Source organism: Rahnella sikkimica (assembly GCF_002951615.1).
Taxonomy (GTDB): domain Bacteria; phylum Pseudomonadota; class Gammaproteobacteria; order Enterobacterales; family Enterobacteriaceae; genus Rahnella; species Rahnella sikkimica.
In genome coordinates, this window is record NZ_CP019062.1 from 3,752,115 (window position 1) to 3,770,550 (window position 18,436).

Sequence of the window (18,436 nt, forward strand, 5' to 3'; positions counted from 1 at the left end):
AATCAGCGGACTTATACTGTGCGGTTAAGCCAGCTCATGTATTCCGTTACGCCTTCAGCGACCGTTTTGAACGGTTTGTCGTAACCGGCATTACGCAGCGCGGTCATATCGGCCTGCGTAAAGGACTGGTAGCGGCCTTTCAGTTTTTCCGGGAAAGGAATGTATTCGATATCGCCAGATTTGTGGTACGCAACCACGGCATCTGCAACAGCCTGGAACGATTCTGAACGGCCAGTCCCGCAGTTGAAGATACCGGAAACACCGTTCTGCCAGAACCACAGGTTTACGGCGGCAACATCGCCTACGTAGATGAAATCACGTTTGAAACCTTCGCTGCCTGAGAATAATTTCGGATTTTCGCCGGCGTTGATCTGGTTGTTCAGGTGGAATGCCACGCTGGCCATGCTGCCTTTATGGCCTTCACGCGGTCCGTAGACGTTGAAGTAACGGAAACCACAGATCTGCGAATCAGCCTGAGGCAGAATTTCGCGAACATACTGGTCAAACAGGAATTTGGAGTAGCCGTAGACGTTCAGCGGTTGCTCGTATTTACGGTCTTCTACAAAGCTGGCGCTCTGGCTGCCGTAAGTGGCGGCGGAAGAGGCGTAAAGGAATGGAATGCTGCGATCCAGGCAATAATGCAGGATATCTTTCGAATACTGATAGTTGTTATCCATCATGTATTTGCCGTCCCACTCGGTCGTGGAAGAGCACGCGCCTTCATGGAAAATCGCGTCGATATCACCCAGATCGTCGCCGGCAACAATGCTGGCAATGAAATCTTCTTTGTCGCAGTAGTCTGCGATATCCAGATCAACCAGATTGACGAATTTGGTGCCGTCTTTCAGGTTATCAACCACCAAAATATCGCGGTATCCCATATCATTGAGCGATTTAATAATATTGCTGCCGATAAAACCAGCGCCGCCAGTGACGATTATCATGGGATTCACCTTTAATCTTTTGAAGAGCCGCGCACCATGCGCAGCTTATACAGTGGGTAATATCATAACACTTCATTATGAAGCTCACATTGGGAAGGTGTCCGATAACTCGCATTCTTGTGTTTCAGACGGTAAGGCGTGAACTATGCTGCAAAACTAAGATTTTGTGAGCAGTTCCATCGTTATTTCGCAGGCAGATTAGTAAGGTATTCCGTGAATGAGTCATTTCAGGAGAATACTGTATGTCTGTTTCGTTTTATCGCCAGTTAGAAGATCAGCTTGACCAGGCGCGTGCCGAAGGGCTGTTTAAAGAAGAACGCATTCTGACCACGCCGCAGCAGGCCGAAGTGTCCGTCGCGGGCGGCAAGCCGGTCATCAATTTTTGCGCGAATAACTACCTCGGGCTGGCAAACCATCCGGAATTACTTCAGGCCGCAAAAGCGGGGCTCGACAGCCACGGTTTTGGCATGGCGTCGGTACGTTTTATTTGCGGCACGCAAGATACTCACAAAGAACTCGAACATCGCCTGGCAGATTTTCTGGGAATGGACGACGCCATTTTGTATTCCTCCTGCTTTGATGCCAACGGCGGATTATTCGAAACGCTGCTCACCGAAGAAGATGCGATTATTTCTGATGCGCTGAACCACGCGTCGATTATTGACGGGGTTCGTCTTTGTAAGGCTAAACGTTATCGCTATGCCAATAACAATATGGCCGAACTTGAGGCGTGTCTGGAGCAGGCGAAAAAGGACGACGCGCGGCATATTCTCGTGGCGACAGACGGCGTGTTTTCGATGGATGGCGTTATTGCCAATCTGAAAGGCGTTTGTGATCTGGCGGAGCGTTTTGATGCGCTGGTCATGGTGGATGATTCCCATGCCGTCGGTTTTGTTGGCGCGGAAGGGCGCGGAACGCACGAATATTGTGATGTTATGGGCCGCGTGGATATTATCACCGGCACGCTCGGCAAAGCGCTGGGCGGCGCATCCGGCGGATATACTGCCGCGCGTCAGGAAGTGATCGACTGGCTTCGTCAGCGTTCCCGTCCTTATCTTTTCTCAAACTCTCTGGCTCCTTCGATTGTCTCCGCTTCCCTGAAAGTCCTGTCGATGCTGGAAGCCGGCAGCGAGCTGCGTGAAAAGTTGCTGCGTAATGCCAAACTCTTCCGTGAAAAAATGACCGCTGCTGGTTTCACGCTGGCCGGAGCCGATCACGCCATTATTCCCGTGATGCTCGGCGAAGCACGGCTGGCGCAGGAATTTGCCGCACTGCTACAGCAGGAAGGTATTTACGTCACCGGCTTCTTCTATCCCGTGGTGCCAAAAGGGCAGGCGCGTATCCGCACACAAATGTCTGCCGCGCACAGCACGGAACAAATCGAAAAGGCGGTCAGCGCCTTCACACAAATTGGCAAAAAACTTGGCGTGATCGCCTGAGGAGTGCCTGTGAAAGCCTTAGCAAAACTGAAACGTGAAGAAGGCATCTGGATGACCGACGCGCCGGTGCCGGAGATGGGACATAACGATCTGCTGATCAAAATCCGCAAAACCGCCATCTGCGGAACGGATGTGCATATCTACAACTGGGATGCGTGGTCGCAAAAAACCATTCCGGTACCGATGGTGGTCGGGCATGAATATGTCGGCGAAGTCGTGGGAATTGGTCAGGAAGTGAAAGGTTTTAGTATTGGCGACCGGGTTTCAGGTGAAGGGCACATTACCTGTGGTCATTGCCGAAACTGCCGTGGCGGCCGCACGCATTTATGCCGAAATGCACAAGGTGTGGGCGTTAACCGTCCCGGCGCTTTTGCGGAATATCTGGTTTTGCCTGCCTTTAATGCTTTCAAAATTCCGGACAATATTTCCGACGATCTTGCGGCTATTTTCGACCCATTAGGCAACGCTGTGCATACTGCTTTGTCGTTTGATCTGGTCGGGGAAGATGTTCTGATCAGCGGCGCGGGGCCGATTGGTATTATGGCGGCGGCGATTTGCAAACATGTCGGTGCACGCCATGTGGTGATCACGGACATGAATGAATACCGTCTGGAGCTGGCCCGTAAAATGGGCGTGACCCGCGCGGTGAATGTCAGCCAGCAGAGTTTGCCGGACGTCATGGAAGAGCTTGGCATGACCGAAGGTTTTGACGTGGGACTCGAAATGTCCGGCGCACCGGCGGCGTTTCGCAGCATGCTCAATGCCATGAACCACGGCGGGCGTATTGCGATGCTGGGTATTCCGTCGACCGAAATGGCTATCGACTGGAATCAGGTCATCTTCAAAGGGCTGTTCATCAAAGGGATTTATGGCCGGGAAATGTTTGAAACCTGGTACAAAATGGCGGCGCTGATCCAGTCTGGTTTAGACCTGACACCGCTAATTACGCATCACTTCCCGATTGATGATTTCCAGAAAGGCTTTGATGCAATGCGTTCAGGGCATTCCGGAAAAGTGATTCTGGACTGGTAGTGTTGTAATGCCGAGTTGCAGGGCCTCCCGCGTTCAGGAGGCTCTGAGATATTATTTCTTAGGAGCAGCAACCGGCTCCACTTGCGCGGCGGCCGGTTTATCAATAAAACTCACCAAAACCCCATACTGGCGTTCAACGAACTGGACGGCTGGCAGTGATTGCAGGCTTTCTCCCACGACGCTAAACAGGCTGCCGGCATAAACGGGCTGTACAGGATGTTTAATGCGGCACTGGCTGATGCCTTTGCGTGATGGTTTAGCAGGCGGGATATTCACCGGTTTACCCGACGGCGCGGCGCGCTGGGCTTCATCTAACAAATCACTCGGACGCACCAGCACAATATCGGACGGCAAGTTCGGCAGCATTTGTTGCAGCACTTTCACCGTGGTCGGATGCGGGTGCCCGATGGCAATCGCATAACCATTCTTGCGGGCTAACTGAATCGCGCGTTCGAACTGGCGGCGTATTTCGGCTTCATTTTGCACATCATCTAAAAAGACATTGCGCTTGATGACCTTCACGCGGGTGCCCTGAGCAGCTTTAACCGACTGAGTGTTGCCAATAGTCATGCTGTCGAGGAAAAACAAATTATGGGCATTCATGGCCTGCATGACGTTTTCCATGCCTGTCAGGCTGGACGTCATGGCGCTGCCCATATGGTTATTGATGCCGATGGCGTAAGGGATATTGCTGATGGCCTGATCGACAATCCGCTTCACTTCGGCCGCGCTCATGGACGGCGTCAGCGTATTTTTTTCCAGCGGTTGTTTACTCAGCGGTGCCATCGGCAGGTGGATTAGGATTTCACGGCCCTGCTGATGGGCTTTGTTCATCATCATCTGCGAATCTGGCGCATTGGGGAAAATCGCTACGGATACCGCTTTTGGCATCTGGAGTACCTGGTTTTCCTCATGCTGGCGATAACCAAAGTCATCTATCAGGATGGATAACTTCGCTGCCTGAACCTGACAAACGAATAACGCAGTACCACAAAGCGCAGCTAAAACGGACTTTTTATATCGCAATGCTATCTTCCCAACCACGGCTGTGGATTAACTGCCTGACCCTGACGACGAATTTCAAAATACAGCGATGGCTGGCCCTGTCCGCCGCTGTTTCCTACTTTAGCAACGGCCTGGCCGGTTCTGACCTGATCACCGACGCTGACTAACGCATCCTGGTTGTACCCGTACAGACTCATATCACCTCTGCCGTGATCGATAACCACAACCAGCCCGTACCCTTGTAACCAGTCAGCCAGAATGACGCGACCGTCGGCAATTGCCCGGACGTCGCTGCCTTCTCTGGCTGAAATAACAATACCTTTCCAGCGTAGTTCACCCTGCAGCTGTTCGCCGAAACGGTGTATCAACGAACCGTTAACCGGCCAAATATTCTGACCGGACGGCCTTCCCAGGCCACCGGTACGCGCCATCAGTGATTGCTCACTTTGGGTCGGCTTATAGGTGGTGCCGGTTTTCTTCGCCTGCTGTTCTTTCGCACGGACGGCGGCGGCTTCGCGCGCTTCCTTCTCGGCACGGGCTTTTGCAGCGCGTTCTGCGGCGGCAATTTTATTCTGCAAACTGGCTTCGTTGGCGCGCAACTCTGTCAGGCTTTGCTCGTCTTTTTGCAACGAGGATTCCAGCGCGGTCAGCGTTTGTTTTCGCGCCGAACGGGCCTGTTCAAGTTTTTGTTGCTGCGTTTGCTGCTCGCCTAACAGGCTTTTTTGCTGAGTTTCTTTCGATTGCAGGGAAACCCGCTGCTCGGCCAGTTTGGTGCGCGTTTGTTTGAGTTCTTCGATGGTTTTCTGGCGGGCTTCATTCAGATAGCCAAAATAGGCCATGATGCGTTCGCTGCGTTCGGTCTCTTCACCGCTTAACAGCAGTTGCAGGCCTTTGTGCTGGCCGAGACGGAATGCCGCATCCAGCTGCTTTGCAAGAATGGCTTCCTGCGTTTTCTGTTGTTTTTGCAGTTTATCAATAGAGGCATTCAGCCCGGCGATATCTTTATTCAGCGTCGCCAGTGTCGACTGCGTCCCGCGCAACTGGGTGCTGGCTGAGGCAATGGTTTTTTCCTGTGCCTGCAACTGTTGCAACAACGTTCCGCGCTGCTGTTTCTGCTGCTTTACGCTTTTCTCTTTTTCCGCAATGTTCTGCTGGATGGTTTTGAGCTGATCTTTGTTTTCGTCAGCGTGCACACTCACGGAGAGAGTTAACAATGAAGCGCAAAGTAATAAGGCTGGAGATGGGAAAGCAGATACGACCTTGTCCGGAGCGGAAAGGCGGGTTCTCATCAGGCTGAAATGAATGAATTTGCTCAAACTTTTTTCCGCTTGTCGACCGTGGATGATAGACAATATGGCTGTCCCTTATCTTATCGTACCACTAATCAACCGGCTGATGCACAAACAAAAAAGGCGTACCAGCCTGCGCTGATACGCCTTAAATCGGCTTTCTTAACGGAAATTAGCGTGCGATAAACAGGGGTTTGCCGCTCATTTCAGCCGGGATTTCCATCCCCATCAGGGAGAGCATGGTCGGCGCAATATCAGACAATTTCCCGCCTTCGATGACTTGCGCGTTGCCGCCCACATAAATCAGCGGAACCGGCAGGCTGGTATGCGCTGTGTGCGCCTGGCCGGTTGCCGGGTCACGCATTTGCTCTGCGTTACCGTGATCGGCGGTGATCAGCAGTTGCCCGCCGACCGCTTTAACCGCATCCACAACCTGAGCAACACATTGATCCAGCGCTTCTACCGCGTTGACGGCAGCGTCATAAACACCGGTATGGCCAACCATGTCACCGTTCGGATAGTTACAGATGATCGTGTCATATTTGCCGCTGGCAATCGCGCCCAGCAGTTTGTCGGTCAGTTCTGCTGAACTCATTTCCGGTTGTAAATCATAGGTCGCGACGTTCGGTGATTTCACCAGAATGCGGTCTTCACCTTCAAACGGATCTTCCATACCACCGTTGAAGAAGAAGGTGACGTGGGCATATTTCTCAGTTTCGGAGATACGGAGCTGAGTTTTCTTATGTGCCATCAGCCATTCGCCCAGCGTGTTTTTCAGTGATGCAGGCGGGTACGCGCAGGCAGCTTTAATATCAGCGGCGTATTCGGTCAGCATGATGAAATCGCCGAAGTTGATCACTTTTTCGCGGGAAAAACCGTCGAAGTCGGTGTTGATGAAGGCACGGGTGATTTCGCGCGCACGGTCAGCACGGAAGTTCATGAAGATCATCGCGTCGCCGTCATTGATTGCTGCGGTTTCTTCGCCGGCAGCCTGCAACACGGTAGGTTTCACGAACTCATCATTTTCGTCACGGGCGTAAGCGGCCTGCAAGCCTGCCAGAGCGTTGTCCGCTGTGAATGCGCCTTTGGCCTGAGACATCAGGTCATAAGCCAGTTGCACGCGATCCCAGCGATTATCACGGTCCATCGCGAAGTAACGACCCACGATAGACGCGATGCGGCCGGTGCCGATTTCTGCAAATTTCTCAGAGAAACGTTTTAATGCGGCTTCAGCGCTGCGCGGAGGTGTGTCGCGGCCATCCAGGAACGCGTGCAGATAAATGGCTTTCGCGCCACGGCGGTGAGCCAGTTCGACCATCGCCATGATGTGGTCTTCGTGGCTGTGAACGCCGCCTGCGGACAGCAGACCCATAATGTGAACGGCTTTGCCTGCGCTGATTGCGCGATCAACCGCGCCGGTCAGTACGCTATTATTAAAGAAGTCGCCTTCTTTGATTTCTTTATCCAGGCGGGTGAGATCCTGATAAACGATACGGCCCGCGCCTAAATTGACGTGGCCCACTTCGGAGTTGCCCATCTGGCCATCAGGCAGACCCACGTCCAGACCTGACGCAGCAATCAGGGTATGTGGCTGAGTCGCCCACAGCTTATCCATGACCGGCGTTTTTGCATTCAGAATCGCGTTATCTTGTTGTTCTTCGCGAAATCCGTAGCCATCAAGAATAACCAGAACCATCGGTTTTTTATTGCTCGACATGTCAATTGACCTCAATTTAAAAGATGAAATGCTCAATAGGCTCGCCAGCTCGACGTGAATAAACAGGCGTGGCTACGTGCATTTAAGCGGGCTGATTTTACCCCAGCGCTGAAAGGGGAATAGCCGTGGGAGATCAAAGATGGAGCGCGGCGGGCGTTAACTTTCGGCATAAAGGCGTGTTAATTTTTCGGGATGTGCCGCAGTTTGTGGCATTAGCCCGCGCATACTGGCTGTATTTGCGCCGACGCGCAGGTATACTCTGAGGCCTTGAATTTTCCCCCAACTGACGGGAGTTGCTACACCCCATGCAAGATATTATGCCATTCATCAGTGCGCATCCGGTTCTCAGCCTGGCGTGGGTTGCGTTACTGATTGCAGTAATTGTGACCACCTTTAAAACACGTTTTTCTAAAGTGAAAGAGATCACGCGTGGCGAAGCAACCCGCCTGATCAACAAAGAAGATGCTGTTGTTGTCGATGTTCGCGCGCGTGAAGAATTCCGCAAAGGCCACATCGCAGAATCCCAAAATGTGCTGAGTGCAGACATTAAAAACAATAACCTGGGCGAGCTGAGCAAGCATAAAGCGCAACCGGTTATCGTTGTTTGCGCTACCGGCCAGACTTCCCGTACGGCGGCAGAAGGCCTGATCGCGGCCGGTTTCGAACGTGTTTTCACGTTAAAAGAAGGTATCAGCGGCTGGAGCGGTGAAAACCTGCCTTTAGCACGCGGTAAGTAAGATTCAGACCCCGTCGCAACGGCACTAAAATCTACGACTCAAAGGTGGAACCCATGGCTAAAATTGAAATCTATACCAAGGCAACCTGTCCTTATTGCCATCGTGCGAAAGCCCTGCTCAATAGCAAAGGCGCTTCATTCGATGAAATCGCTATTGACGGTGACGCAGATACGCGTGAAAAAATGATTGCCCGCAGCGGTCGTTCGACTGTTCCTCAGATTTTTATCGACGGACAGCACGTGGGCGGTTGCGATGATTTACATGCACTTGATGCGCGTGGTGGACTTGACCCTTTGCTGGGTTAATTCCGGTAGCCACGTATTTTCATTAAGTGTTTAAAAGGACTATTAACTCGAGGGTACTACTCACATGTCAGAACAAAACAACACCGAGATGGCTTTCCAGATCCAACGTATCTACACCAAAGATATTTCTTTCGAAGCGCCAAATGCTCCTCAGGTTTTCCAGCAGGACTGGCAGCCGGAAGTGAAACTGGATCTTGATACGGCTTCCAGCCAGCTGGCTGAAGGCGTATATGAAGTCGTCTTGCGTGTGACCGTAACTTCTTCACTGGGTGACGAAACTGCATTCCTGTGCGAAGTTCAACAGGGTGGTATCTTCACTATCTCCGGTATTGATGGCAACCAGATGGCACATTGCCTGGGTGCATACTGCCCGAACATTTTGTTCCCGTATGCGCGTGAGTGCATCACCAGCCTGGTTTCACGCGGTACCTTCCCGCAACTGAACCTGGCACCTGTTAACTTCGACGCTCTGTTCATGAACTATCTGCAACAGCAAGCTGAAGGCGAAGGTGCTGAACCGCATCAGGATGCCTGATGAAAACCGTCAATGCGTCAATGACTGTTATCGGTGCCGGATCTTACGGCACCGCTTTAGCGATTACTCTCGCCAGAAATGGCCATCCCGTTGTGCTCTGGGGACACAATCCCGATCACATCAATGCCTTACAACAAGCCCGTTGTAATCAGGAATTCCTTCCTGATGTTTCGTTCCCCGAAAATCTGCTGCTCGAAACCGATCTGTCCGTCGCGTTAGCGGCCAGCCGTAATGTACTGGTTGTTGTGCCGAGCCACGTTTTTGGTGACGTCCTGCGTCAGCTGAAACCGCATTTGCGCACCGATGCGCGCGTAGTGTGGGCGACGAAAGGGCTTGAGGCAGAAACCGGACGCTTGTTGCAGGATGTCGCGCGTGAAGAGCTGGGTGATGCGATTCCGTTAGCCGTGGTTTCCGGGCCGACATTTGCTAAAGAGCTGGCTGCCGGTATGCCGACAGCTATTTCGCTGGCAGCCACCGATGCGAGTTTTGCGGAAGATCTTCAGCAGTTGCTGCATTGCGGCAAGAGTTTCCGGGTTTACAGCAATCCTGATTTTATCGGCGTACAGCTTGGCGGCGCGATTAAAAACGTCATCGCCATTGGAGCCGGTATGTCCGATGGGATTGGCTTTGGTGCGAATGCCCGAACTGCACTGATCACCCGTGGTCTGGCCGAAATGACCCGTCTGGGCTCCGCACTGGGTGCTGATCCTGCGACATTTATGGGCATGGCGGGGCTGGGCGATTTGGTGTTAACCTGCACAGACAACCAGTCACGTAACCGTCGTTTCGGCATTATGCTGGGACAGGGCAAAGATGTTCAGACTGCCCAGGACACCATCGGTCAGGTTGTTGAAGGCTATCGCAACACGAAAGAAGTACGGGCGCTGGCTCAGCGTAATAACGTTGAGATGCCGATTACGGAACAGATTTACCAGGTGTTGTACTGCGGTAAAGATGCCCGTGAGGCGGCCATCAGTCTGCTTGCCCGTGCGAGCAAGGACGAAAAACACAGCCACTGAAAGGCGACATGAAGCATAGCCACCTTGTTGGGTTTCCCGACAGGGCGGCTTTTTATTATTAAAACCTGCTAAGTCGTAAGGAAAAGTGATGTCGCTAGAAGAATTAGAACTGGTCTGGAATAACATTAAATCAGAGGCGAGAGCACTGGCTGAGTGTGAACCGATGCTGGCCAGCTTTTTCCATGCGACGTTACTCAAACATGAAACGCTGGGCAGCGCGCTGAGCTACATTCTGGCTAACAAGCTGGGAAACCCAATCATGCCGGCGATGGCGATTCGTGAAGTGGTCGAAGAGGCTTACCGCAACGACGAGCAAATGATCCTCTCCGCGGCACGCGATATTCTGGCGGTGCATCAGCGTGATGCGGCGGTCGACAAATTCTCCACGCCATTGCTTTACCTCAAAGGTTTTCACGCGCTTCAGGCGTATCGCATCGGTAACTGGCTGTGGAAGCAGGATCGCAAAGCGCTGGCGATTTATTTCCAGAACCAGATTTCTGTCTCCTTCGGCGTGGATATTCACCCGGCGGCGCGTATTGGTTGCGGCATCATGTTTGACCACGCCACCGGGATTGTCATCGGTGAAACGGCCGTGGTTGAGAACGATGTGTCGATTCTGCAATCGGTCACGCTCGGGGGGACGGGCAAAACGGTCGGCGACCGCCATCCGAAAATTCGTGAAGGCGTGATGATTGGCGCGGGCGCGAAAATCCTCGGCAATATCGAAGTCGGTGCAGGGGCAAAAATCGGGGCGGGTTCTGTCGTATTGCAGTCCGTTCCGGCGCACACCACGGCAGCAGGTGTTCCTGCACGCATCGTCGGACGGCCTGAGAGCGAACGACCTTCAATGGATATGGATCAGCACTTCAACGGTATCGCGCAGGGTTTTGAATTCGGCGACGGTATCTGACAGATTTCCGATGGCATGTTCATGCATGCCATCGTCCACTTCATCCTTTCTCTTCCGGTTTACTCTTTGAGTAAAGCTCCGGGATATCCCAGCTGGCGCCAGGCCTCGTAAACCACCACAGAAACAGCATTCGACAAGTTCATGCTGCGGCTTTCTGCGAGCATCGGAATACGGATCTTATGTCTGGCAGGCAGTGCATCCAAAATCGTTGCAGGCAGGCCGCGTGTTTCCGGACCAAACAGCAGGAAATCATTATCCTGATAGCTTACGCTGCTGTGAGCGGGCGTGCCTTTGGTGGTCAATGCGAACAGGCGCTGCGGATTTTCGCTGCTGAGAAAGGCGTCGTAGTTTGCGTGATGCTTGATATGCGCGAATTCGTGATAATCGAGCCCGGCACGGCGCAGACGCTTATCGTCCCAGCCGAAACCCAACGGCTCGATGAGATGAAGCTGACATCCGGTGTTGGCACACAAACGGATAATATTGCCGGTATTTGGCGGGATTTCTGGTTCAAATAAAACGATGTTAAGCATGCGTCCCCCTGATAGAGGGACGCAGAATAGCAGAAACTCAACGCTGGTGCAGCGGCAGCCAGATAATCAAACGAAGGCCACCCAGCGGGCTGTCTTCGGCTTTAACCTTGCCTCTGTGCTGCTGAACAGCGGTATCCACAATGGCCAGCCCGAGGCCGGTGCCGCCTGATTCACGATCGCGTGCTTCATCAGTCCGGTAGAATGGACGGAAAATTTGTTCGCGATCTTCTTCACTGACACCGGGGCCGTCGTCATCCACGGTGATGGTGATACCTTCGTTGTCGTGAGCGAAGTTCAGTGCGATGTGGTGATGTGAATAACGCAGGGCGTTGCGCACAATGTTTTCCAGCGCACTGTCGAGCGCAGCCGCATTGCCGATGAGTTTCCACGGGCCCGGAGGTGAGGTCACTTCAAGGGTTTTACCCATCTGCTCGGCTTCAAACTGCGCATCATCAATCACACCAGCCCACAATTCGTTGGCCTTCAGGGTTTCCCGCGATAGCTCATTCTTATGCTGACTGCGCGATAACACCAGCAGGTCATTGATCATGCCGTCCAGACGCTGCGCCTCGTTCTCGATACGCTGCAACTCTTTGCCTTCACCGTGACGACGACGCATCAGCGCAGTAGCCAGCTGAAGACGCGTCAGCGGAGTCCGGAGTTCGTGTGAGATATCCGAAATCAACCGTTGCTGTGCAGTCACCATGCGTTCGAGCGCGCTGACCATCTGGTTGAAACTGGCACCGGTCGCGAGGAATTCCTGCGGTCCGGATTCGAGCTCAGGGTGTTGCTTGAGATTTCCCCGTGCGACGTCATCTGCGGCGTTTTTCAACTTACGCGCAGGTTTCGCCAGACTCCATGCCAGCCAGAGCAGAAGCGGTGCGCTGATCAACATTGTGACGATTAACAGCAGCAAAGGTCGGTCAAACATCAGATTGATGAAATCAGACTGAGAGCTGCTGGCCGGACGCATCAGGTAAAGCTGATAGTTGTCTTCACCATCGCGAACTGAAAAAGGCCCCACCATTTCGACGCGGCCATATTTCTTTTTCTTCGGACGATCGGAGTTGTCAGACTGACCGATGAAGTTACGCACAATCTGCATTTCATTGCGCTGAGCACCGATGACGCGGCCTTCGCTGGTGACCAGCAACAAACGCTGGCCAGGCGGAGCCCACTTATCGATCGCGCGGAACAGCCTGCGCCACCACATCAGGTCATTGGCAGGATCGGTGGCGAGTTCGGCTTCGACATGTTGTTCAATCATCAGGCCTTGCCGCTGTTCGTTATCGAGCAACGGCGTAATCTGGCGAGAATCGAGTTTCGGCACCATCAATACCAACATCAGCACCAGCGCTAATGTGAACCAAAAAATGGCAAAGATACGTGCCGTAAGGCTGTTTATCATGAAGCAGAAACCATCAGATAACCGCGTCCGCGCAAGGTTTTAAACCACGGATGTCCGTCCTGACGATCGGGCAATTTACGGCGCAAATTAGAAATATGCATATCGATGGCACGGTCAAACGGCGTCAGACGTTTACCCAGCACTTCCTGGCTCAGATGTTCGCGTGAAACGACCTGTCCGAGATGTTTTGCCAGTAAATACAACAGGGTAAATTCTGTGCCGGTTAAATCCAGCGCTTCACCCTTAAAACTGGCTTCCTGGCGGCCCGGGTTAAGTTGCAGCCCGTCGACTTCCAGCGTTGGCGAGCCATTGTTTTCATTGGTTTGTTGCTGCTCGCTCCAGTTGGAACGGCGCAACATGGCACGGATACGTGCAACCAGTTCACGGTCGTTAAACGGTTTTGGCAGATAGTCATCGGCACCCAGCTCGAGGCCGAGAACGCGGTCTAATTCACTGCCACGGGCGGTCAGCATAATCACCGGCGTCTGGTGGCGCTGGCGTAATTCTTTAAGGGTTTCAATGCCGTTTTTCTTCGGCATCATGACGTCAAGCAGCAAAAGGTCGATGGTATTATCGACTTTCTCTAATGCCTGCTCACCGTCATGAGCAACCACAACATTAAAGCCTTCCATTTCGAGCAATTCTTTCAAAAGTGAAGTCAGTTCACGGTCATCATCAACTAACAAAATTTTATTCATTGTATTTACCTCTAGACGCAAAATACGTCATCAATTGCCGCTATTCCATGACTTTACGTACTTTTACAAGCACTGACGCTTGTTTGCAGCAGCAGGTTTAGACTGCTTTTCAATGATTCGCGATGAGCGATAAAGACTGTAGGAGTATGTGATGTTTAAGGCAGCTTCAATGGGTTTGGCCACGCTTCTGACGCTGAGTTCAGGTGTCGTTTTAGCAGATGGCGCAAAACCAGTGTCGGCGATGCCAGCAGAACATGATAGCACGTTGTTGGATAAGCCTCAGGAACGCAACACACTGTTTGACGGTGTGAATCTGACAGAGCAACAGCGCCAACAAATGCGCGACCTAATGCATCAGGCCCGTAAAGATTTGCCTCATGTAAATGTAGAACAAGTGGAAACTATGCACAGGCTGGTGACTGCTGAAAAATTTGATCAGGCCGCTGTAAGAGCCCAAGCCGAATTAATGGCTCAGGAACAAGTGGATCGCCAGGTAGAAATGGCTCGCATCCGCAATCAGATGTTTAATCTTCTGACTCCTGCGCAAAAAGACGTACTGAACCAGAAGCACGAGCAACGCATGAAAGAAATGCAGGCACAGCTTTCTGGCTTACAAACCCCTTCTGCCCAGAAGACGAGTAGTACCAGCACGACCGAGTAAGATCCCTGTTTTTCCTTGCCATAGACACCATCCCTGTCTTCCCCCACCGAAAGGTGGGGTTTTTTTTGTCAGCAATTTGGAAATGTTTCACAAAACCGGAAATTAACAAGATGGAAATCTGCGCGTAACCAACCGGAAATATCTTGTAAAAGCCGTATGAATCAGTAAATTGCGATGTACAGAGCGTTGTATGCGTGTTCTTGCTGACTTGAATCAATTCAGCTTCGGTGTTTTGTTATACTATAGGCTCAAACGCTAATAAGCCCTTTGGCTGCATAAGTTAAATCCGCCCAACAGGCAGGCTCAAGATTCTTAAGAAATTGCATCTACAAGTTCAGAGGTAGTCATGATCAAAAAAATTGGTGTACTGACAAGCGGTGGCGATGCCCCAGGCATGAATGCTGCGATTCGTGGCGTTGTGCGAGCGGCTTTATCAGCAGGTTTGGAAGTTTTCGGTATTGAAGATGGCTACCTCGGCATGTACGAAAACCGCATGAGAGAACTCGACCGCTACAGCGTTTCAGACATGATCAACCGTGGCGGTACTTTCCTGGGTTCAGCGCGTTTCCCTGAATTCCGTGATGCGGATATGCGTAAAGTTGCCCTGCAAAACCTGAAAGATCGCGGTATCGACGGCCTCGTCGTTATCGGCGGTGACGGTTCTTATGCCGGTGCCGACCTGCTGACCAAAGAAGGCGGCATCCGCTGTATCGGCCTGCCAGGCACCATCGACAACGACGTTGCCGGTACTGACTACACCATCGGTTTCTTCACTGCACTGGGTACTGTGGTTGAAGCTATCGACCGCCTGCGTGACACATCTTCTTCTCACCAGCGTATCTCTATCGTTGAAGTGATGGGCCGTTACTGCGGCGATTTGACTCTGGCTGCGGCAATTGCCGGTGGTTGCGAATTTATCGCTATTCCTGAAGTTGAATTCAAACGTGATGATCTGGTTGCTGAAATCAAAGCCGGCATCGCGAAAGGTAAAAAGCACGCTATCGTCGCCATCACTGAAAAGTTAGATGATATCGATGAGCTGGCTAAATACATCGAGAAAGAAACCTGTCGTGAAACCCGTGGCACCGTACTGGGCCACATCCAGCGTGGTGGCGCACCGGTGGCTTATGACCGTATTTTAGCGTCCCGCATGGGCGCTTACGCGGTAGACCTGCTGATGGAAGAAGGTCGTGACTACGGCAAAGGCGGTTACTGCGTCGGTGTTCAAAACGAGAAAATGGTTCACGAACTGATCTCTGTGTGTATTTCTCCGGAGAACAAGAAAAGTAAGTTCAAAGAAGACTGGTACGACACAGCGAAAAAACTGTTCTAAAAACAGCTTCTTGCCTGACGCTAAGAACCTCCTTCACGGGAGGTTTTTTTTCGGCCTGTTTCTGGTTATTCCAGAAAGTAATAGAAAAAAACCTTTTATTCTTTAGTTGTTTTCTTTTTCTCTGGCACGCTCTGTTCATCCGATCAAATTGATGAAATCCATAAAAACTATTTCTGGGAGAGAGTGCGATGCGTATGCGTAAATGGGGTGCAGGTCTGGCATTGCTGTTGGTAGCAACCGGGGCGATTGCCAAAGACATTCAGATTCTGAATGTGTCATACGATCCAACCCGTGAGCTCTATGAACAATACAACAAAGCATTCAGCAAATACTGGCAGGGTAAAACCGGGGATACTGTGACCGTTCGTCAGTCACATGGCGGCTCAGGCAAGCAGGCAACGTCTGTCATTAACGGTATCGAAGCGGATGTCGTGACTCTGGCGCTGGCGTATGACGTCGATGCTATCGCTGAACGCGGCCGTATTGATAAAAACTGGATCACCCGTCTGCCAGATAACTCTGCACCTTACACGTCGACCATCGTATTCCTGGTACGCAAAGGCAACCCAAAACAAATTCACGACTGGAATGATTTGATCAAACCGGGCGTGTCGGTGATCACCCCAAATCCTAAAACGTCGGGCGGCGCGCGCTGGAACTATCTGGCTGCGTGGGGCTATGCCCTGCATCACAACAACAATGACAAAGCCAAAGCTCAGGATTTTGTGAAAGCGCTGTATAAAAACGTGGAAGTGCTGGATTCCGGTGCCCGCGGCGCGACAAATACCTTTGTGGAACGCGGCATTGGTGATGTGCTGATTGCCTGGGAAAACGAAGCGCTGCTGGCAACCAAAGAAGTGGGCAAAGACAAGTTTGAAATCGTAACGCCAAGCGAATCGATTCTGGCAGAGCCAACGGTTTCTGTGGTGGATAAAGTCGTCGATAAGCGTGATACCCGCACCGTGGCTGAAGCGTATCTGAAGTACCTGTATTCACCGGAAGGCCAGACTATTGCGGCTGAAAACTACTATCGTCCGCGTGACCCGGTTGTTGAGAAGAAATTCGACGCTGAATTCCCTAAACTGAAACTGTTCACCATTGGTGATGTTGCAGGAACCTGGGCTCAGGCGCAGAAAGATCACTTCGCGACTGACGGGATTTTCGACCAAATCAGCAAGCGTTAATCCTACTTTACAGGCAATAAAAAACCCCGGAATTCCGGGGTTTTTTGTGCTCAGAAGAAACAGGCTTACGCTTGTTTTGCTTCTGCAGCGGCTTTAACGATCACGGCGAAAGCGTCAGCTTTCAGTGATGCGCCGCCAACCAGTGCGCCATCGATGTCTGGCTGAGTGAACAGTTCAGCAGCGTTAGCCGCGTTAACAGAACCGCCGTACTGGATGATAACTTGTTCAGCAACCGCAGCATCTTGTTTAGCGATGTGGTCACGGATGAATTTGTGAACGGCCTGAGCCTGAGCTGGGGTCGCTGATTTGCCTGTACCGATAGCCCATACGGGTTCGTAAGCGATCACTGCGCCTTCGAACGCTTTCGCGCCCAGGGTGTTCAGTACTGCGTCCAGTTGCTTAGCGCAAACGGCTTCAGTTTTACCGGCTTCGTTTTCAGCTTCAGTTTCACCAATGCAAAGAACAGGGATCAGACCCGCTTCTTTCAGCACGCCAAATTTCTTGGCAATGAATTCGTCGCTTTCTTTGTGGTAAGTGCGGCGTTCTGAGTGACCGATGATGATGTATTTCGCACCGATATCTTTCAGCATGTCGGCAGAGATTTCACCGGTGAATGCGCCAGACAGGTTAGCATCAACGTTCTGAGCACCCAGCGCGATACGGCTGCCGGCCAGAGCGTGTTTAGCCTGTGACAGGTAAACTTCTGGTGGAGCAATTGCAACGCCACAACCTACAACGGTGCTTAGCTCGGTACGCAGAGCAGCAATCAGTTCGTTAACCATGTGGGTGCTGCCGTTAAGCTTCCAGTTACCCATCACTAATGGATGTCGCATGTTTTTTCCTCCAAAAGGGGACGCGAGTGTCGATTAAAATTTCTGCCAAACAAGCAGATTACCTGTCCGACAGTATAGAGATCATTGACCATAAAGGCTTTGCTTTTTGTCATTAAAAACCGTTATCTCAGGGCTCAGCCAGCGCCAGTTTTACCGGCTCAACGGCAAACGTCAGGCCTTTTTCACCATTGTCTGAAATGACGAAACGCACCGCCCCGACTTCCTGTTTATAGAATTGCTGACCTTTCCCTTTTTCAATCAGGGAGGTCACTTTCGCCAGACTTTGTTCCGGCGAAAGCGTGGCATCGAACTGGCGCATCAGATTTGCCATATAGCGGACAGCCAGCGCGCGGGCAGCTTTTTCTTCGGAGCCCTGAATCGGCAAATAGGTAATTTGCAGCGTTTTGATTTTGCCGGTGCCTTTTTCCAGCGCGGTGGAGGCATAAAGATTTTCGTTAATCTTGCTGGCTGCGCGGGTCAGTGAGCTGTTGGCGGGTTCACTGATCGCACGGAATTCGCCAATCTGCTGAGTCGGATTGGCTTCATTGTATTTGGCGCGGAAATTAATCAGCGTGGTTTCAAATGTGGGCGCACCTGCCAGCAGATACGGGGCTTTCGGCATTTCTTCTGCGCCGGAATGATCCGCTGGCGGATTGGCAAGAGCGATATTCTGGTTCGCGAGGATCAGCAATACCGGCAAAGCCAGCTGTAAAATCGATTTAGCAACAGTCATAGGACGTTTCTTTTTTTATGTTAACAGACCGATTAAAGCGGTGATCGGGGGGCAATGTCAAAAGGAGTGCGTAAACATTCTCTCCGTTAGGACGCATCAGGTACACTCGCCCTGTTTTAAC

19 protein-coding genes are annotated in these 18,436 nt (G+C 51.9%); 10 read left to right on the top strand and 9 right to left on the bottom strand.

The features are described from left to right. Positions 1–11: 11 nt before the first annotated feature. Complete coding sequence (gene rfaD / locus BV494_RS17335) at positions 12–944, bottom strand: ADP-glyceromanno-heptose 6-epimerase (RefSeq protein WP_104923973.1); 933 nt, start codon at positions 942–944, stop codon at positions 12–14. 242 nt (positions 945–1,186) lie between these two features. Between rfaD and kbl the strand changes: the two genes are divergently transcribed. Beyond that, positions 1,187–2,383, top strand: a complete 1,197-nt coding sequence (kbl, locus tag BV494_RS17340; RefSeq protein WP_104923974.1) for a glycine C-acetyltransferase — start codon at positions 1,187–1,189, stop codon at positions 2,381–2,383. A 9-nt stretch (positions 2,384–2,392) separates the two neighbouring features. Next, positions 2,393–3,415, top strand: a complete 1,023-nt coding sequence (tdh, locus tag BV494_RS17345) for an L-threonine 3-dehydrogenase (RefSeq protein ID WP_104923975.1) — start codon at positions 2,393–2,395, stop codon at positions 3,413–3,415. A gap of 51 nt (positions 3,416–3,466) precedes the next feature. Here tdh and BV494_RS17350 read toward each other — a convergent pair whose 3' ends face one another. From BV494_RS17350 to gpmM, 3 genes are all read right to left on the bottom strand, one after another. After that, the gene (locus BV494_RS17350) at positions 3,467–4,441 is read right to left on the bottom strand and encodes a divergent polysaccharide deacetylase family protein (RefSeq protein WP_104923976.1); all 975 of its coding nucleotides are present in this window, start codon (positions 4,439–4,441) and stop codon (positions 3,467–3,469) included. Between the two features lie 2 nt (positions 4,442–4,443). Then, positions 4,444–5,709 (bottom strand): murein hydrolase activator EnvC, encoded by a 1,266-nt coding sequence (gene envC, locus BV494_RS17355; protein WP_104924833.1) that lies wholly within the window; start codon positions 5,707–5,709, stop codon positions 4,444–4,446. Positions 5,710–5,881: 172 nt separating this feature from the next. Then, a complete protein-coding gene (gpmM, locus tag BV494_RS17360) occupies positions 5,882–7,426 on the bottom strand; it encodes a 2,3-bisphosphoglycerate-independent phosphoglycerate mutase (RefSeq protein WP_104923977.1) in 1,545 nt (514 codons plus the stop codon). Positions 7,427–7,731: 305 nt separating this feature from the next. On the opposite strand from gpmM, the gene BV494_RS17365 reads away from it, so the two are divergent. From BV494_RS17365 to cysE, 5 genes are all read left to right on the top strand, one after another. Continuing rightward, a complete protein-coding gene (locus BV494_RS17365; protein WP_104923978.1) occupies positions 7,732–8,163 on the top strand; it encodes a rhodanese-like domain-containing protein in 432 nt (143 codons plus the stop codon). 53 nt (positions 8,164–8,216) lie between these two features. Beyond that, entirely contained in the window at positions 8,217–8,468 is a 252-nt protein-coding gene (gene grxC / locus BV494_RS17370; protein WP_101079906.1) for a glutaredoxin 3, read from the top strand. 64 nt (positions 8,469–8,532) lie between these two features. After that, on the top strand, positions 8,533–9,003 hold the full coding sequence (gene secB / locus BV494_RS17375; RefSeq protein ID WP_013577602.1) for a protein-export chaperone SecB: 471 nt from the start codon (positions 8,533–8,535) through the stop codon (positions 9,001–9,003). After that, entirely contained in the window at positions 9,003–10,022 is a 1,020-nt protein-coding gene (gene gpsA, locus BV494_RS17380) for an NAD(P)H-dependent glycerol-3-phosphate dehydrogenase (RefSeq protein WP_104923979.1), read from the top strand. Before secB ends, gpsA begins: the two co-directional genes overlap by 1 nt. Before the next feature lie 88 nt (positions 10,023–10,110). Next, complete coding sequence (gene cysE, locus BV494_RS17385) at positions 10,111–10,932, top strand: serine O-acetyltransferase (RefSeq protein ID WP_101079904.1); 822 nt, start codon at positions 10,111–10,113, stop codon at positions 10,930–10,932. Between the two features lie 59 nt (positions 10,933–10,991). On the opposite strand, the gene trmL is transcribed toward cysE, so the two are convergent. From trmL to cpxR, 3 genes are read right to left on the bottom strand one after another with little or no spacing between them, the layout of a single operon-like run. Further along, on the bottom strand, positions 10,992–11,465 hold the full coding sequence (trmL, locus tag BV494_RS17390; RefSeq protein ID WP_104923980.1) for a tRNA (uridine(34)/cytosine(34)/5-carboxymethylaminomethyluridine(34)-2'-O)-methyltransferase TrmL: 474 nt from the start codon (positions 11,463–11,465) through the stop codon (positions 10,992–10,994). A 37-nt stretch (positions 11,466–11,502) separates the two neighbouring features. Beyond that, positions 11,503–12,873 carry an envelope stress sensor histidine kinase CpxA gene (gene cpxA / locus BV494_RS17395; protein WP_101079902.1) on the bottom strand — a complete coding sequence of 457 codons (1,371 nt, stop codon included), beginning with the start codon at positions 12,871–12,873 and terminating at the stop codon, positions 11,503–11,505. Further along, a complete protein-coding gene (cpxR, locus tag BV494_RS17400; RefSeq protein ID WP_104923981.1) occupies positions 12,870–13,571 on the bottom strand; it encodes an envelope stress response regulator transcription factor CpxR in 702 nt (233 codons plus the stop codon). Before cpxR ends, cpxA begins: the two co-directional genes overlap by 4 nt. A gap of 151 nt (positions 13,572–13,722) precedes the next feature. Between cpxR and cpxP the strand changes: the two genes are divergently transcribed. The 3 genes from cpxP (at position 13,723) to BV494_RS17415 (ending at position 16,749) form a co-directional block, all read left to right on the top strand. Continuing rightward, a complete protein-coding gene (gene cpxP, locus BV494_RS17405; protein ID WP_104923982.1) occupies positions 13,723–14,232 on the top strand; it encodes a cell-envelope stress modulator CpxP in 510 nt (169 codons plus the stop codon). Between the two features lie 346 nt (positions 14,233–14,578). Then, positions 14,579–15,565 (top strand): 6-phosphofructokinase, encoded by a 987-nt coding sequence (gene pfkA, locus BV494_RS17410; RefSeq protein WP_104923983.1) that lies wholly within the window; start codon positions 14,579–14,581, stop codon positions 15,563–15,565. A gap of 194 nt (positions 15,566–15,759) precedes the next feature. Then, the gene (locus BV494_RS17415) at positions 15,760–16,749 is read left to right on the top strand and encodes a sulfate ABC transporter substrate-binding protein (protein WP_104924834.1); all 990 of its coding nucleotides are present in this window, start codon (positions 15,760–15,762) and stop codon (positions 16,747–16,749) included. 65 nt (positions 16,750–16,814) lie between these two features. On the opposite strand, the gene tpiA is transcribed toward BV494_RS17415, so the two are convergent. Next, positions 16,815–17,582: a triose-phosphate isomerase gene (gene tpiA, locus BV494_RS17420; protein ID WP_104923984.1), complete on the bottom strand. Its 768-nt coding sequence runs from the start codon at positions 17,580–17,582 to the stop codon at positions 16,815–16,817. A gap of 127 nt (positions 17,583–17,709) precedes the next feature. Beyond that, positions 17,710–18,315 carry a DUF1454 family protein gene (locus tag BV494_RS17425; RefSeq protein ID WP_104923985.1) on the bottom strand — a complete coding sequence of 202 codons (606 nt, stop codon included), beginning with the start codon at positions 18,313–18,315 and terminating at the stop codon, positions 17,710–17,712. Between the last annotated feature and the right edge of the window lie 121 nt (positions 18,316–18,436).